This window comes from Streptomyces seoulensis (assembly GCF_004328625.1).
GTDB lineage: Bacteria > Actinomycetota > Actinomycetes > Streptomycetales > Streptomycetaceae > Streptomyces > Streptomyces seoulensis.
Map to the genome: position 1 here is coordinate 2,765,423 of NZ_CP032229.1, position 14,965 is coordinate 2,780,387.

Sequence of the window (14,965 nt, forward strand, 5' to 3'; positions counted from 1 at the left end):
CCGTGAACGCCCGTGAGCGCGTCCTTCTCGCCACCGCCGTCCCGGCCGAACGGGACGCGGTGGCAGGGGCGTTTCCGGGCCCGGCCGACGAGGTACGGCTGCCCGGCGCGACGCTGCTGCGCACGGACGGCGGGTTCGACCTGCTGGCCGCCGGTGTGGGCCCCGCCCTCGCCGCCGCCTCCACCGCCGCCGCGCTGACCGCCGCCGCCCTCGCGGGCACCCCCTACGGTCTGGTCGTCTCGGCCGGGATCGGGGGCGGTTTCCAGCCGGAGGCACCCGTCGGCTCGCTGGTGGTCGCCGACGCGATCACCGCGGCGGACCTGGGCGCCGAGACCCCGGACGGCTTCCTGCCGGTCACCGACCTCGGCTTCGGCACCGTCACCCATCTGCCGCCGAATTCACTCGTACGAGAAGTCGTCGCGGCCACCGGCGCCCGCCCCGGCACCGTGCTGACCGTCTCCACGGTCACCGGCACCGCCACCCGCGCCGCCGCCCTGCGCGAGCGTCACCCCGGCGCGCTGGCCGAGGGCATGGAGGGCTTCGGGGTCGCCGAGGCGGCCGCCGCGCACGGGGTGCCGGTGCTGGAGATCCGCGCGGTGTCCAACCCGGTCGGCCCCCGCGACCGGGACGCCTGGCGCATCGGCGACGCGCTCGCCGCCCTCACCGGGGCCTTCGGGAAGCTAGCGCCCGCACTGGAGAGTTGGAACACGCATGACGACTGAGCCCCTGCAGATCGCGTACTCGCCCTGCCCCAACGACACCTTCGTCTTCGACGCCGTCGCCCACGGCCGTGTCCCCGGTGCCCCCGCGCTGGACGTGACCTTCGCGGACATCGACATCACCAACGGCATGGCCGAGCGCGGCGAGTTCGACGTGCTGAAGGTGTCGTACGCCGTGCTGCCGTACGTCCTGGACGAGTACGCCCTGCTGCCCTGCGGCGGCGCCCTGGGCCGGGGCTGCGGGCCGCTGGTACTGACGCGGGAGGCCGGGGCCGACCTCACGGGACGCACGGTGGCGGTGCCGAGCGAGCGCTCGACGGCGTACCTGCTGTTCCGGCTGTGGGCCGCGGACACCCTCCCGGAGGGCGTCGGGGAGATCGTGGTGATGCCGTTCCACGAGATCATGCCGGCCGTGCGCGACGGCAAGGTGGACGCCGGGCTCGTCATCCACGAGGCCCGCTTCACCTACCAGGAGTACGGGCTGCACAAGCTCGCGGACATGGGCGAGCACTGGGAGCGGACCACCGGGCTGCCGATCCCGCTCGGCGCGATCATCGCCAAGCGGTCGCTGGGCGCCGAGACCCTTGAGCGGCTCGCTGACGCCTTCCGGACCTCGGTCCGGGCCGCGTGGGACGATCCGGAGGCGTCGCGCGGCTACGTCATGGAGCACGCCCAGGAGATGGACCCGGCCGTCGCCGACCAGCACATCGGGCTGTACGTCAACGAGTTCACCGCCGACCTCGGCGAGGACGGGTACGCGGCGATCCGGGGGCTGCTGACGCGTGCGGCGGCCGAGGGCCTCGTCCCGGCCCTCGGCCCTGACGCGCTGGCGTTCCCCTGAGGGGGCTGTCAGACGTCGAGCTGGTCCGCCACGGCGCGGAGGAGGCCGGCGATCTTCTTCCCCGAGGTGCGCTCGGGGTAGCGGCCCTTCTCCAGCATCGGCGTGATGTTCTCCAGCAGGGTGGTGAGGTCCTGCACGATCGAGGCCAGTTCGTCGGGCTTCTTGCGGGCGGCGGCCGCCAGCGAGGGGGTCGGGTCGAGCACGGTCACGGAGAGCGCCTGGTCACCGCGCTGGCCGGCCACGACGCCGAACTCCACGCGCTGTCCGGGCTTGAGTGCCTCGACTCCGGCGGGCAGGACCGAGGAATGGACGAAGACGTCGCCGCCGTCGTCGCGGGAGAGGAAGCCGAAGCCCTTCTCGCTGTTGAACCACTTGACCTTGCCGGTGGGCACGTCTGTCCTCGTCCTCGTACTCGTCGGGAAAAGCTCGGAAACGGCTCGGTGTAGCACTGTGGCGGGTCGACCATGACCCGCCGACACCAAGGCTAATGGTCTTCGGGCGGGTGACAAGGTGCTCCCCGGTTGTTCTCTCGGGCTGGGAACTACCCTGGTCCGGTGCGTGACAAAACCCAAACGAATTCCGCCGGGCCCGGTGACGGACTGATCCGCGCCGGCGTCGTCGTCTTCTTCCTCGGTGCCGTGGCCACGCTGGTCACGGTGGCGCCGCTGTTCCTCGGCAGCGATCCGTTCCCGACCTACATGTTCGGTCTGAGCATGTTGATGGCGGTCGGGTTTCTGATCGCGGGGGCGGGAGTGCTCCGCTCTGTTGCGGCGGGTCGGCGCGAGGCCCGGGGGGCGGGGCGCTGAGGTTGGCTGTGCATCGGCACGTCGGCGGCTGACGGTGCGTCGTGGCTGGTCGCGCAGTTCCCCGCGCCCCTAGGCCGTGTCCGGAAAGTCCCGCCTGGCTCGCGACGCCTGGCACGTTCCCCCAAGCTCTGCGAGCAGGGGGGACCCCCAGCGGCGTCGTCGGGATCGTCCTCGTACGCCCAGTACGAGGGCGACCCTCCGCCTTGCGAGCGCACGCACCAGACGCCGCGAGCCCTGCCCTCCGGGCAGACGGCGCCACTTTCCGGACACGACCTAGGGGGTGTCTTGTCGGTCAGGCCGGATGAGGGAGCGGCGTCTGGTGCCGTGCGTCGCAAGGCGGAGGAGGGAGTCGATGCGGAGCATCGGGGACCGACGACAACGCGGCGAGGTGCGGTGCCAGGCGTCGCGAGCCCGGCGTGATCGACAAGACACCCCCTATAGGGGGTCGGCACGGCCCGGGTAGTCCCGATCAGTGGCCCTGGGCCGAGGTGATGTGCGTGGTCAGCCAGGTCGGGAAAGCCGTCAGGTCTGTGAGGACCGTGTCTGCGCCTGCCTCGGTGAGTTCCTTCTCGCTGCACGGGCCCGTGGCCACCGCTACCGAGAGGGCTTCGGCTGCGCGGGCGCCTCGGATGTCGCCGGTGTGGTCGCCGACGTAGATGTGGGCGCCGTGTTCGCGGAGGGCTCGGGCCTTGTCCTCGGCCCAGAGGTCGCCGACCACGACGTCCGGTTCGATGCCGAGGTGGGCGAGGTGGAGCTTGGCGTTGGGCTCGTACTTGGCGGTGACGACCAGGGTGCGGCCGCCGGCGGCACGGACGGCGTCGACGGCCTCGCGGGCGCCGGTCAGAGCGAGGGTGGGGGTGATGGCGTACTCGGGGTACATCGACCGGTACAGGTCGGCCACGGCGGGGACGTCGGCGGCCGGGAACCAGTTCACCAGTTCCTCGGTGAGCGGCGGGCCGAGCCGGGTCACCGCGAGGTCGGCGTCCACGTACACCCCGGTCCGCTCCGACAGCGCGAGATAGCAGGCCCGGATGCCGGGCCGGGAGTCGATGAGCGTCATGTCGAGGTCGAAACCGACGGTGGGCGCATACGCGGGAGACACGGCAGGCATGACCGCCATTGTGCCCGGCCGGGGTCGCGAGAAGAGGGGCCGGGTCCCGCTACCGCCTCCGCTGCGAGCGCCAGAGCAGGAACAGCGCGGAACTCACCGCCGCCCCCCGCACCACCCACGGCCACATCTCGGCGAGCGCGTCGCTCATGTGCCCCTCGGCCACCGGTGTCCCCCAGCGCCCGGTGTCGCGCCCCCACAGGTAGCCCACCCCGGCCGCGAGGGCGAGCGCGGGCAGGACCAGTACCGCCCACTTGGTCTCGGCCGGGGTCAGCCGCCGGGAGCCGTAGGCGATGAGCCAGCCGAGCAGCAGCGCGTACCAGTTGCCCAGCACCGCCCCGGCCAGCAGCGCGGCGGCGCCCAGCAGCAGGAGCGGGTTGGTCCAGCCGACCGAGGGGAGCGGGACGAACCGCCGGAACCCGGAGCGCGGGACCACCTCGACGGGGTCCGCCACGACCTCCTTCGGCTTCACCTCCTGCGGGGGCTCCTTGGGCGGCCGCCGCAGCATCTCCGGGATCTCCACCCCGCCGACGAACCCCGGCACCGAGTCCGCCGCCGCCGCGCCGAACGGCCCGTCCTGCACCCGCCACCAGTCGGCCCGGGTCAGCGACTCGCCGAGTTCGTCGGCGGACGCGAGATGCGGCGGGGAAGCCCCGTCGGCGGGTACGGAGGGCCCCGGCTCGGCCGGACGCGGCCGGGGCACGGCGGCGCGCAGCCCCTTGAACCCCCTCGGTTTCCGCTCCGGCTTCTCCGGCTCCGGCTGCGCGGGCACGGCGGTGGGCGGCGGCTGCGTCGCCGGGCCCTTCCCGCCCGCCGACCGCACCACGTCGTCCGGGCTGCCGATCTGGTCCAGGATGCGGCGCACGGCGGCCGGGCTGTCCACCGTCGCCCTCGACCGGTGCCGGTCGATCTCGTTGCGCAGCTCCGACACCAGCCGCATGCGGGTGGACGACGGCAACTGCCGCTGCTGCGCCACGTCCCCGACACGGCTCAGATACTCGTAGACGACCTGGTCGCTCTCGATCCCCAACGGAAACCCCTCCGGGGCGACGGCGGTTGAACCCCGTGAAGGAAGGTAGCGCAGACCGCCACCAATCGGCCCACGCGGACGGAGCGGCCCCCCGGGACCCTCGGCCGCCGCTTGCCCCAGCCGCTAACGTGGGTCAGATGAGCCCCGAGGCATCTTCAGCCCCCCGGTCCCTGGCGGAGGCACTCCGCGCGCGGGACGACGCCTCGCTGGCCGCGCTGCTGCGCGACCGACCCGATCTCGTCGCGCCCGTCCCCACCGATCTCACCCAGCTCGCCACCCGCGCGGGCACCCGTGCCTCGGTGCTGCGCGCGCTGGAGCACCTGGACCGCTTCGCCCTCCAGACCGCGCAGGCCCTCGCCGTCGCCCCGGACCCGGCGACCTACGACACGCTGCACGAGCTGCTGGCCGGTGACGACGGCGACCCGGCCGTCACCGAGGCACTGCCGGACACCGTCGCCGCGCTGCGCCGGCAGGCCCTGATCTGGGGCGACGACGACCGGCTGCACCTGGTCCGCACCGCCCGCGAACTCCTCGCGCCCTCCCCCAGCACCCCTCCCCCACCGGGCTCGGCCCGACCGTGCGGGAGGCGACGTCCGGCATGTCTCCGGGGCGGGTGCAGCAGATCGTCAACACGGCGGGGCTGCCCTCCACCCACGACCCGGTCTCCGCCGTCAACGCGCTCACCGCCCTGTTCGCCGACCGCAAGCGGATGGACGCGCTGCTCGCCGGGGCCCCGGAGGCCGCCCGCGAGGTGCTGGCCCGGCTGATGTGGGGCCCGCCGTACGGCCAGGTCACCGCCGACCCCGCCGCCCATCTGCGCTGGCTGCTCGACCGGGGCCTGCTGCTGCCGACCGCGCCCGGCACGGTCGTGCTGCCCCGCGAGGTCGCGCTGCATCTGCGCGGCGGCCGGGCGCACCGGGTGCCCGAGCCGGTGCCGCCCGCCGTGGAGCCGTCCGTGGCCCACGCGCCCCGGATCGTGGACGCGACGGCCGCCGGGCAGGCGTACACCTCGCTCGCCACCGTCGAGGAGCTGCTGAAGCACTGGGACCAGGGGGGTCCGGCCGTGCTCCGGGCGGGCGGGCTCAGCGTGCGGGACCTGAAGCGGACCGCCGTCGCCCTCGACGCGCCCGAGCCGCTCGCCGCGTTCTGGATCGAGCTGGCCTACGCCGCCGGCCTGCTGGCCTCCGACGGCGCGGCCGACGAGCGCTACGCCCCCACCCCCGCCTACGACAGCTGGCTGGAACGCCCCGTCGCCGAACGCTGGGGCCGCCTCGCCACCGCCTGGCTCGCCGCGACCCGCACCGCCGGGCTGATCGGCGGCCGGGACATCAAGGACCGCGCCCTGTCCGCGCTCGGCCCCGGCCTGGACCGCTCGGCCGCCCCCGAGGTACGGCACCGGGTGCTGACCCTGCTGGCCGAGCTCCCCGCCGGGGTAGCACCCGCGCCGGAGGCGGTACTGACCCGGCTTACCTGGGAACGCCCGCTGCGCACTCCTCAGCGCGACGGCACCGAGGACCTCCGTATCCGGCTGGCCCGCTGGACGCTGAGCGAGGCGGAACTCCTCGGCGTCACCGGCCGGGGCGCCCTCTCCAGCCACGGCCGGGCCCTGCTGGGCACGGCCCCCGAGCCGGACGGCGCCCCCCTCTCCCCCGCCGGACAGCACACGGCCGTCGCCGTCGGACTCCTCGCACCCCTCCTCCCCGAACCCCTCGACCACGTCCTGCTCCAGGCCGACCTCACCGCGGTGGCCCCCGGCCCGCTGCTGCGCCCCCTCGCCGAGACGCTCGGGGTGCTCGCGGACGTGGAGTCCAAGGGCGGCGCGACCGTCTACCGGTTCACCCCCGCCTCGGTACGCCGGGCGCTGGACGCCGGGCAGACCGCCGCCGACCTGCACGCCTTCCTCGCCCAGCACTCCCGCACCCCGGTACCGCAGCCGCTGACGTATCTCATCGACGACGTGGCCCGTCGGCACGGGCACCTGCGGGTGGGCGTCGCCTCGGCGTACGTCCGCTGCGACGACGACTCGGTGCTGAACGAGATCATCGCCGACAAGCGGGCCGCCGCCCTGCGGCTGCGCCGCCTCGCCCCGACCGTGCTGGCCGCGCCCTGCGACCCGGCGACCCTGCTGGAGGGCCTGCGCTCGCTGGGCTACGCGCCCGCCGCCGAGTCCGCCCAGGGCGATGTGCTGATCACCCGCGCCGACGCCCACCGCACCCCGCCGCGCACCGCGCCCGAGCCCGTACCGGAGGGCCCGCCGGCCCCGGACAGCGTGCTGCTGACGGCGGCCGTCCGCGCCATCCGGGCCGGTGACCTGGCCGCCACCGCCCCGCTGAAGGCGCCCGGCCCGCAGCCCGTCGGCGGCGAACTCCCCCGCACCAGCCCCGCCGACACCCTCGCCACCATGCAGGCGGCCGTCATGACCGGCGAGGCCGTCTGGATCGGCTACGTCAACGCCGACGGCGCCGCCAGCCAGCGCGTCGTCGCCCCCATCCGCGTCGAGGGCGGCTTCGTCACCGCCTACGACCACACCGCCGACGAGGTCCGCACCTACCCCCTGCACCGGATCACCGGGGTGGCCGAGCTGGCGGAGGACTGACCCCGGGAGCCGCCCTCCGGCCCCCGTACGCGGCGCGCATCGGGCACACTGGAGGTTTGGCCGCGCGGAAGGATGGCACACGTGAACGGTCCGCTGATCGTCCAGTCCGACAAGACCCTGCTCCTGGAGGTCGACCACGAGCGGGCCGACGAGTGCCGTCGGGCCATCGCGCCCTTCGCGGAGCTGGAACGGGCCCCGGAGCACATCCACACCTACCGCCTCACCCCGCTCGGCCTGTGGAACGCGCGGGCCGCCGGGCACGACGCCGAGCAGGTCGTCGACGCGCTGGTGCAGTACAGCCGGTATCCCGTGCCGCACGCCCTGCTGGTCGACATCGCCGAGACCATGGACCGGTACGGCCGGCTCACCCTGAGCAAGCACCCGGCGCACGGGCTGGTGCTCACCACCACCGACCGGCCGGTGCTGGAGGAGATCCTGCGCTCCAAGCGGGTCGCCCCGCTGGTCGGCAACCGGATCGACCCGGACACCGTGGCCGTGCACCCCTCCGAGCGGGGACAGATCAAGCAGACCCTGCTCAAGCTGGGCTGGCCGGCCGAGGACCTCGCCGGATACGTGGACGGCGAGGCGCACCCGATCGACCTGCGCGAGGACGGCTGGGCGCTGCGTCCGTACCAGAAGCAGGCCGTGGAGAACTTCTGGCACGGCGGCAGCGGTGTCGTGGTGCTGCCCTGCGGCGCGGGCAAGACGCTGGTGGGCGCCGGGGCGATGGCGCAGGCCGGGTCGACCACGCTGATCCTGGTCACCAACACGGTCTCCGCGCGGCAGTGGAAGCACGAGCTGGTGAAGCGGACCTCGCTGACCGAGGACGAGATCGGCGAGTACAGCGGCACCAAGAAGGAGATCCGGCCGGTCACCATCGCCACCTATCAGGTGCTGACCACCCGCCGGAAGGGTGTCTACCCGCACCTCGAACTCTTCGACTCCCGTGACTGGGGTCTGATCGTCTACGACGAGGTCCATCTGCTGCCCGCTCCTGTCTTCAAGTTCACCGCCGATCTCCAGGCCCGCCGCCGCCTCGGTCTGACCGCGACCCTGGTGCGCGAGGACGGCCGCGAGTCCGACGTGTTCTCCCTGATCGGGCCCAAGCGGTTCGACGCGCCGTGGAAGGAGATCGAGGCGCAGGGCTACATCGCGCCCGCCGACTGCGTCGAGGTCCGCGTGAACCTCACCGACTCCGAGCGGCTCGCCTACGCCACCGCCGAGACCGAGGACAAGTACCGCTTCTGTGCCACCACCGCGACCAAGCGGAAGGTCACGGAGGCGATCGTGCGCCGGTTCGCCGGACAGCAGGTCCTCGTGATCGGGCAGTACATCGACCAGCTGGACGAGCTGGGCGAGCATCTGAACGCGCCCGTGATCAAGGGTGAGACCTCCAACGCCCAGCGGGAGAAGCTGTTCGACGCCTTCCGTGAGGGCGAGATCAGCGTGCTGGTCGTCTCCAAGGTCGCCAACTTCTCCATCGACCTGCCCGAGGCGACGGTCGCCATCCAGGTGTCCGGCACCTTCGGCTCCCGGCAGGAGGAGGCCCAGCGGCTCGGCCGGGTGCTGCGGCCCAAGGCGGACGGCCACCGGGCGCACTTCTACTCGGTCGTCGCCCGCGACACGATCGACCAGGACTTCGCGGCCCACCGCCAGCGCTTCCTGGCCGAACAGGGCTACGCCTACCGGATCGTCGACGCCGACGAGATCCTGGCGGAGGGCACGAAGGAGAACTAGGACCCGGTTACGGGTCCCCGAGGGCGTCCCCGTATCTGCGGTGGACGCCCGCCTCCTCGCCGTACTCGCCGAGTATGACCACGCCGAAGGCGGCCTGCGCGTAGACCTTGATCGCGCGTAGGGCCTCGCCCAGAACGTGATGGCGGTGTTCTCCGGCCACCGCGGTGGCGCCGGACGGACGGGATGGGGCGGGGTGAAGGATCGCTGCGCTCATGTCTCCATGGTGAGACTTCCGGCATAAGTCCGGAATACACCCACGGGTCGGTTCTCAAAGCATTCCCTCTGCACCCGCGGGTGGAGCCCTCCCTCACACCCGGCCCCCTAAACCCCCTAGGGGTAGCCGCTCAGGACCCGTCCGCGTGCACGGCGTAGACGTACCGCTTCCCCGCGTACTCACTGAGGTTCCAGATCACCGACTTGGTGAACGCCCAGCCCGAGGCGCCGCTGGTGTGGTAACTGAGGTCCTCGCAGCCCACGGCCAGGTTGCACACCGTGCTCGCGGTCGAGGCGCCCGAGGTGAAGGTGCGCAGGGCGCCCGTGCCGGAGGGGCCGTTGCTGACCGACAGGTAGTGCTTGCTGTTGCGGGAGACGACGCCCTGGATCTTCTTCTGGGCGACCGTGACCGCCTCGCTCGGCGTGCCCGAGGACAGTGAGCGGGTGGTGTAGTCGAGGTTCCAGCGCACGACCTTCGGCGTGGTGGTGGGCGCGCCCGTACCGGTCCACGAGGTGCCCGAGTAGTCGACCGCGCCGTCCTCGGAGTACTCGCTGACCACCAGGCTGTCCGGGGTGCTGGCGCGGTCGAGGCCGATCGCCGAGTAGCGCAGGTACTTGCCGGTGTTGTCGTAGGCGCCGCTCTGCGGGAGGACGTAGGTGTAGCCGTAGCCGTAGTAGGTGCCGTCGACCAGGCCGCAGGAGTCGGCCTGGGTGGTGTCGACCTGGAAGAGGGTGTTCAGGTCGAAGACGCGCAGGCCCTTGTAGGTGTCGACGACGTACAGCAGGTTGCCGTACCAGAGGATGCCGCCGGCGTGCTTGCGTATGGGGTTGAAGGAGAACTCGCCGGTGGCGGTCTTCACCGGCTCGACCAGCAGCACGTGGCGGTAGGTGGGCGCGGAGGCGGAGTTGTGGTTGACGAAGGTCAGCCGCAGGCCCTTGTCCAGGGGGTAGTCGTCGGTGCCGTCGCCGTCCGGGTCGGTCTCGAAGTACCAGGAGACCAGGACGGCCTTGTTGCTGCCGCCGTCGGGGTAGACACCGTTGCCGTAGGCGTCGGCGCTGGTGGTGACGCCCTGCGGGATCCAGTAGTCGACGGCCTGGTCGCCGCTGTCCCAGGTGAAGCCGGCCTCGAACGCCTGGGCCGTGCCCGCGCTGGTGAGGCGGGTGGCCTTGCGGTTGGTGTCGGCGAGGACGGCGGTCGCGTCCACCGTGGTGAGCTTGGCCGCCAGGCCCGCGTTCAGGTCGGCGAACTGCCCGTAGGAGTTGCCCGTACGGGTGGTGAGGGCGAACTGCGCCGGGTCGATGGTGGCGGCGTACGCGGTGGCGGGCGCGAGGACGGCGCCGGCCGCGCCGGCGAACGGGGCTGCGGCGATGCCGCGGAGGATGCTTCTGCGCGTCATGGACATGGCGGTGAACGTATGTCCTACATGATCGGCCGCACAAGCACGTCAGTTCGACTCCGGACCGGCTCCGGGCGGGATTCGGGCGCGCCCGGATATTCATTGGCCTCCCCCCGCCCGCCCCGCCTACAATCTCCGCTCTTGCCCGCCTCCCCTCGGAGTGCCGCCGTCCGGACGGTAACCGGACGGCATCGTTCAGGCCGTATCCGGCCTCGTGACCACGCAGCAGGTACCACCGGAGGCACTCCCTTGTCCGCGACCGCGCCCGAACCGCTCGACGACCCCCGCGCCCCCCTGACCCGTGAACGCACCCATCTGGCCGACTCGCGTGCCGCCCTGCGCGCCATGCGGGAGGACGTGGAGGCGCTGGACATCAAGGACGTCGCCGCGAACTGGGTCAACGCGGTGGTGCTGACCCGCCAGATCAACGACCGGATCAAGGCGCTGGCCGACCTCAGCGACACCCCGCTGTTCTTCGGCCGGCTCGACTATCTGCACGCGCCGGGGGCGGAGCAGGCCGAAGGGGCGGAGAGCGAGCGTTTCTACATCGGGCGCCGGCATGTGCACGACGCGGACGGCGACCCCATGGTCATCGACTGGCGCGCGCCGGTGTCGCAGCCGTTCTACCGGGCGTCCAAGAAGGACCCGATGGACGTCGGGCTGCGCCGCCGCTTCGGGTACACCGGCGGCGAGCTGACCGCGTACGAGGACGAGCACCTCTCCGACCCCTCGGAGACGGCGGCCACCAGCAAGCTGCTCCAGCAGGAGATCGAGCGCCCGCGCGTCGGCCCGATGCGGGACATCGTCGCCACCATCCAGCCCGAGCAGGACGAGATCGTCCGCAGCGGACTCGGCGGCACGGTGTGTGTGCAGGGAGGTCCCGGTACGGGCAAGACGGCGGTCGGTCTGCACCGGGTCGCCTATCTGCTCTACGCGCACCGGGAACGGCTCGCCCGCACCGGCACCCTGGTCATCGGGCCGAACCGGTCCTTCCTGCACTACATCGAGCAAGTGCTGCCCGCGCTGGGCGAGTTGAGCGTGCAGCAGGCCACCGTGGACGACCTCGTGGCCCATGTCGAGGTGCGCGGCACCGACGAGGCGCGGGCCGCCGTGCTCAAGGGCGACGCCCGGATGGCCGAGGTGCTGCGCCGGGCGCTGTACGCGCAGGTGACGATGCCCACCGAGCCGGTCATGGTGGTGCGCGGCTCCCGCCGCTGGCGGGTCCCGGCGTACGAACTGGAGGAGATCGTCCGCGAGTTGCTGGGCCGGGAGATCCGGTACGGCGCCGCGCGCGAGGCGTTGCCGCAGCGGATCGCGCACGCGGTGCTGGTGCAGATGGAGCGGGCCGGGGAGGCGCCGGACGACCGGGTGCAGGACGCGGTCGCGCGCAACAGCGCGGTCAAGGCGGTTGTGAAGGCCGTCTGGCCGCCCGCCGATCCGGCCAAGCTGGTGCTGCGACTGCTCTCCGACGGGGAGTTCCTCGCCGAGCACGCGGCCGGAATCCTGGACGAGGACGAGCAGAAGGCCGTGCTCTGGGCCAAGCCGGTGCGCAGCGTGAAGTCCGCCAAGTGGTCCTCCGCCGATGCGGTGTTGATCGACGAGGCGGCCGACCTGATCCAGCGCACCCACTCGCTCGGCCATGTCGTCCTGGACGAGGCGCAGGACCTCTCCCCCATGCAGTACCGCGCCGTCGGCCGTCGCTGCACCACCGGCAGCGCCACCGTCCTCGGCGACCTCGCGCAGGGTACGACCCCCTGGGCGACCCGGAGTTGGGACGAGGCGCTGGCCCATCTCGGCAAGAGCGAGGGCGTGATCGAGGAGCTGACGGCAGGTTTCCGCGTCCCCACGGACGTCATCACGTACGCCTCCCGGCTGCTCCCCCACATCGCTCCCGGCCTCACCCCGGTCGCCTCGGTCCGTGAGAACCCCGGTTTCTTCGAGGTGCGCGCGGTGGACGGGGTGGCCGAAGTGGTCACCGCGTGCGAGGAGTTGCTGCGCAACGAGGGCTCGACCGGTCTGATCGCCGCCGACGCCCGCGTGCCCGCGCTCGCCGAGGCCCTCGCGGCGACCGGCATCGGCTTCCTCGCGCCCGGAGAGGAGACCACCGAGGAGACCCGCCTGACCCTGGTCCCGGCCTCCCTCGCCAAGGGCCTGGAGTACGACTACGTGGTGCTGGACGAGCCGCGCGCCGTGGTCGACGGCGAACCCGACGAACGCACCGGCCTGCGACGGCTGTACGTGGCCCTGACCCGAGCGGTGTCGGGCCTGATCGTGGCGCACACCGGGCCACTGCCCGAGCAACTCGGCGGCTGAGCCGCTGGATAGGGTGCGATGCCAGCCATGTTTCGCCGAGAGGTGCCCCGTTGAGCTTCCCGTCGCCCCCGCAGCCGTACCCCGGAGTCCCTTACGGGTACCCGCAGGCCCCCATGGGGTGCGGAGTCTGCGGGGCCGGGCCCGCGGCGCCGGTGACGGTGCGGGGGCATCAGGGCATGATCGTGATCATGCGGTCCCTGAAGCGGCAGGGCGTGTTCTGCCGGAGCTGCGCGCTGTCGGTGTTCCGGGAGATGCAGGCGGAGACCCTGATCACGGGCTGGTGGGGACTGCTGTCGGTGGTGATCACCCCGGTCGTCCTGCTGACCAACCTCGGCGCGCTGTCCGGCATCAAGCGCATACCGGCCCCGGTCACCCCCGGCTGGCGCCCCCCGCTGGACCCCGGCAAGCCGGTGTTCCAACGGCCGGAGGGGGTGGCGGTGTTGATCCCGCTCGGGTTGCTGGGGATGGTGGTCACGCTGGTGACGGCCCTGCTGCTGGGACTGTTCCCCGGCCTCAGCGACACCAGGCCCAACCTCACGACCGGCTCCTGCGCCCGCAACGACGGCAGCTGGACCGAGCCGGACCTGAAGACGGTGCCCTGCGACTCCGACGAGGCCCAGTACCGGGTCATGTTCCCCGGCGACCACGGCTGCGAGGACGGCGACTATCTCGCAAGCCCCTACGACAGCGCGGACGGAATCGGCCGCTGCCTACGCCCCATCCGCTGACCCCCTCCGCCCCGCCCCCGACGCGAACCCCAGCCACGTGTGCCGGTTGCCCGCCCAGCACCAGCCGACCTTGGGGGCCTCGCGCCGTTCGCGGCCGTCGCGGCCGGTGCCGTTGCTGATCCAGAGGGCCGGGGTGCGAGCGTCCAGCGTGCCGTCGGGCTTGCGCAGCCGGGAGCCGATGGTCATGAAGCAGTGGTTGCGCTCCAGTACGTCCGGCCGCTGGAGCACCCAGTGGATGCCCTCGGTCAGCAGCAACGGCGTACGGGACGCGGCGGTGAGCGCCGGGAGTGCCTCGTCCGGGCTCCAGTTGGCCATGTCGTCGCCCCGATCGACCCCGCCGACCACGTACAGCGGGGTGTCCGGCAGGCCGATGGTGTCGAGCGGCGCGAAGAGGTCGACGTCGGTCATGTCCGTGACGACGAACCCGGCCTTGTCCCGGCGCCGGAGCAGCGGCGCGAGCACGGAGGCGGGGGCGAGGTCGGGACGGACGGCTAGGAGACCCTCACCGTCCCCTTGCGCGGCCGCCCGCACCTCGGCGGCCGACAGCCCCGCGATCTCGTGCACCCCCAGCCCGATCAGCCGCTCGGCCTGCGTACTCAGCGGGGTGAGGGTCTGCGTGGTCTCGGACACGATGCTCCCAACGACAGCGGTGCGCACGGGCGCAGGCCCAACGAACCGCCTCCCCGGAACATTCCCGGCAGGACCGGCTACTCCCCGTCGAGCATCCCCCGCCACACCCCGACCGCGTCGGCGCACACCGGCCCCGACCATCCCTGCGGGCGGGCCGCGCCGCCGATGTGGAAGGCGTCGATGCCGGCCGACCGCAGCTTGGACACGTGCTCCAGCCGGAGGCCGCCGCCGACCATGATGCGCGGCTCGTACCCCGGCGTGCCGGTGTGCGCGGCCTCAGCCGTCAGCGTGTCCAGGCCCTCGTCCACGCCCGTCGCCGCGCCCGCCGTGAGGAAGGTGTCCAGACCAGGGAGCCCGCTGAGCCGCTTGCGCAGCGCGTCCCGGTCGGCGGCGCGGTCGATCGCCCGGTGGAAGGTCCAGGGGCAGCCGTCCAGCGCGTCGACGACCCGCCCGACCGCCGCGAGGTCCACGTCCCCGTCCGGGTCGAGGAAGCCGAGCACGAACTGGTCGGCGCCCGCCGCCCGCAGTTCGGTGGCCGTGCCGGTCAGCCGGCCGAGGTCGCCCGCCGCGAACCCGTCCGACAGCCGCAGCATCACGCGCAGGTCGATCGTGACGGCGGCGCGGATCGCGGCCACCACGGCGGGGTCGGGGCTGAGCCCGTCCGCCGCCATGTCGGTGACCAGTTCCAGCCGGTCCGCGCCTCCCGCCTGGGCGGCGACCGCGTCCTCGACCCCGAGGGCGATCACCTCCAGGACCGCACGCTTGCTCATGGCACCCCAATTCCGACGGCGGCTACAGGTCTAGTCCAATTCCAGAGTACGCCCCGCCCCCGGTCACCGGAACAATG

13 protein-coding genes and 1 pseudogene are annotated in these 14,965 nt (G+C 72.8%); 7 read left to right on the forward strand and 7 right to left on the reverse strand.

Annotation, left to right across the window (positions count from 1 at the left end; translation table 11 throughout):
- Positions 1-2: 2 nt before the first annotated feature.
- Both D0Z67_RS12765 and D0Z67_RS12770 read left to right on the forward strand, forming a co-directional pair.
- A complete protein-coding gene (locus tag D0Z67_RS12765; protein ID WP_078873727.1) occupies positions 3-722 on the forward strand; it encodes a futalosine hydrolase in 720 nt (239 codons plus the stop codon).
- Positions 712-1,560 carry a 1,4-dihydroxy-6-naphtoate synthase gene (locus tag D0Z67_RS12770; RefSeq protein WP_031184070.1) on the forward strand — a complete coding sequence of 283 codons (849 nt, stop codon included), beginning with the start codon at positions 712-714 and terminating at the stop codon, positions 1,558-1,560. Before D0Z67_RS12765 ends, D0Z67_RS12770 begins: the two co-directional genes overlap by 11 nt.
- A gap of 8 nt (positions 1,561-1,568) precedes the next feature.
- Here the strand turns inward: D0Z67_RS12770 and D0Z67_RS30405 are convergent, their stop codons facing one another.
- Positions 1,569-1,952: a cold-shock protein gene (locus D0Z67_RS30405; RefSeq protein ID WP_031184069.1), complete on the reverse strand. Its 384-nt coding sequence runs from the start codon at positions 1,950-1,952 to the stop codon at positions 1,569-1,571.
- Positions 1,953-2,114: 162 nt separating this feature from the next.
- Between D0Z67_RS30405 and D0Z67_RS12780 the strand changes: the two genes are divergently transcribed.
- Positions 2,115-2,366: a hypothetical protein gene (locus D0Z67_RS12780; protein WP_031184068.1), complete on the forward strand. Its 252-nt coding sequence runs from the start codon at positions 2,115-2,117 to the stop codon at positions 2,364-2,366.
- A 469-nt stretch (positions 2,367-2,835) separates the two neighbouring features.
- On the opposite strand, the gene D0Z67_RS12785 is transcribed toward D0Z67_RS12780, so the two are convergent.
- Both D0Z67_RS12785 and D0Z67_RS12790 read right to left on the reverse strand, forming a co-directional pair.
- A complete protein-coding gene (locus D0Z67_RS12785) occupies positions 2,836-3,486 on the reverse strand; it encodes an HAD family hydrolase (protein WP_420824434.1) in 651 nt (216 codons plus the stop codon).
- A 40-nt stretch (positions 3,487-3,526) separates the two neighbouring features.
- Positions 3,527-4,504 carry a hypothetical protein gene (locus D0Z67_RS12790; RefSeq protein WP_031184066.1) on the reverse strand — a complete coding sequence of 326 codons (978 nt, stop codon included), beginning with the start codon at positions 4,502-4,504 and terminating at the stop codon, positions 3,527-3,529.
- 137 nt (positions 4,505-4,641) lie between these two features.
- Between D0Z67_RS12790 and D0Z67_RS12795 the strand changes: the two are divergent.
- A pseudogene (locus D0Z67_RS12795) lies at positions 4,642-7,100 on the forward strand (helicase-associated domain-containing protein).
- An 81-nt stretch (positions 7,101-7,181) separates the two neighbouring features.
- On the forward strand, positions 7,182-8,837 hold the full coding sequence (locus D0Z67_RS12800) for a DNA repair helicase XPB (protein ID WP_031184064.1): 1,656 nt from the start codon (positions 7,182-7,184) through the stop codon (positions 8,835-8,837).
- A 7-nt stretch (positions 8,838-8,844) separates the two neighbouring features.
- Here D0Z67_RS12800 and D0Z67_RS12805 read toward each other — a convergent pair whose 3' ends face one another.
- Both D0Z67_RS12805 and D0Z67_RS12810 read right to left on the reverse strand, forming a co-directional pair.
- Complete coding sequence (locus D0Z67_RS12805; protein WP_031184063.1) at positions 8,845-9,051, reverse strand: hypothetical protein; 207 nt, start codon at positions 9,049-9,051, stop codon at positions 8,845-8,847.
- Positions 9,052-9,181: 130 nt separating this feature from the next.
- A complete protein-coding gene (locus tag D0Z67_RS12810) occupies positions 9,182-10,447 on the reverse strand; it encodes a hypothetical protein (RefSeq protein WP_158713919.1) in 1,266 nt (421 codons plus the stop codon).
- Between the two features lie 345 nt (positions 10,448-10,792).
- Here D0Z67_RS12810 and D0Z67_RS12815 point away from each other — a divergent pair, with 345 nt between their 5' ends.
- Together D0Z67_RS12815 and D0Z67_RS12820 are read left to right on the forward strand one after the other, a co-directional pair.
- A complete protein-coding gene (locus D0Z67_RS12815) occupies positions 10,793-12,760 on the forward strand; it encodes a HelD family protein (RefSeq protein WP_420824446.1) in 1,968 nt (655 codons plus the stop codon).
- 188 nt (positions 12,761-12,948) lie between these two features.
- Positions 12,949-13,488, forward strand: coding sequence for an LppU/SCO3897 family protein (locus tag D0Z67_RS12820; protein ID WP_234312936.1), 540 nt, complete (start codon positions 12,949-12,951; stop codon positions 13,486-13,488).
- Here D0Z67_RS12820 and D0Z67_RS12825 read toward each other — a convergent pair.
- Both D0Z67_RS12825 and D0Z67_RS12830 read right to left on the reverse strand, forming a co-directional pair.
- Positions 13,471-14,118, reverse strand: coding sequence for a DUF5701 family protein (locus tag D0Z67_RS12825; RefSeq protein ID WP_031184059.1), 648 nt, complete (start codon positions 14,116-14,118; stop codon positions 13,471-13,473). The two genes, D0Z67_RS12820 and D0Z67_RS12825, sit on opposite strands and share 18 nt — an antisense overlap.
- 77 nt (positions 14,119-14,195) lie before the next feature.
- The gene (locus tag D0Z67_RS12830; protein WP_031184058.1) at positions 14,196-14,888 is read right to left on the reverse strand and encodes a copper homeostasis protein CutC; all 693 of its coding nucleotides are present in this window, start codon (positions 14,886-14,888) and stop codon (positions 14,196-14,198) included.
- Between the last annotated feature and the right edge of the window lie 77 nt (positions 14,889-14,965).

Excerpts from the sequence above, each read along its gene's own strand:
- D0Z67_RS12820 (WP_234312936.1), top strand. The coding sequence starts at position 12,949 with ATGCGGTCCCTGAAGCGGCAGGGCGTGTTCTGCCGGAGCTGCGCGCTG.
- D0Z67_RS12785 (WP_420824434.1), bottom strand. The coding sequence starts at position 3,486 with ATGGCGGTCATGCCTGCCGTGTCTCCCGCGTATGCGCCCACCGTCGGT.
- D0Z67_RS12770 (WP_031184070.1), top strand. The coding sequence starts at position 712 with ATGACGACTGAGCCCCTGCAGATCGCGTACTCGCCCTGCCCCAACGAC.
- D0Z67_RS12830 (WP_031184058.1), bottom strand. The coding sequence starts at position 14,888 with ATGAGCAAGCGTGCGGTCCTGGAGGTGATCGCCCTCGGGGTCGAGGAC.
- D0Z67_RS12810 (WP_158713919.1), bottom strand. The coding sequence starts at position 10,447 with ATGACGCGCAGAAGCATCCTCCGCGGCATCGCCGCAGCCCCGTTCGCC.
- D0Z67_RS12815 (WP_420824446.1), top strand. The coding sequence starts at position 10,793 with ATGCGGGAGGACGTGGAGGCGCTGGACATCAAGGACGTCGCCGCGAAC.
- D0Z67_RS12805 (WP_031184063.1), bottom strand. The coding sequence starts at position 9,051 with ATGAGCGCAGCGATCCTTCACCCCGCCCCATCCCGTCCGTCCGGCGCC.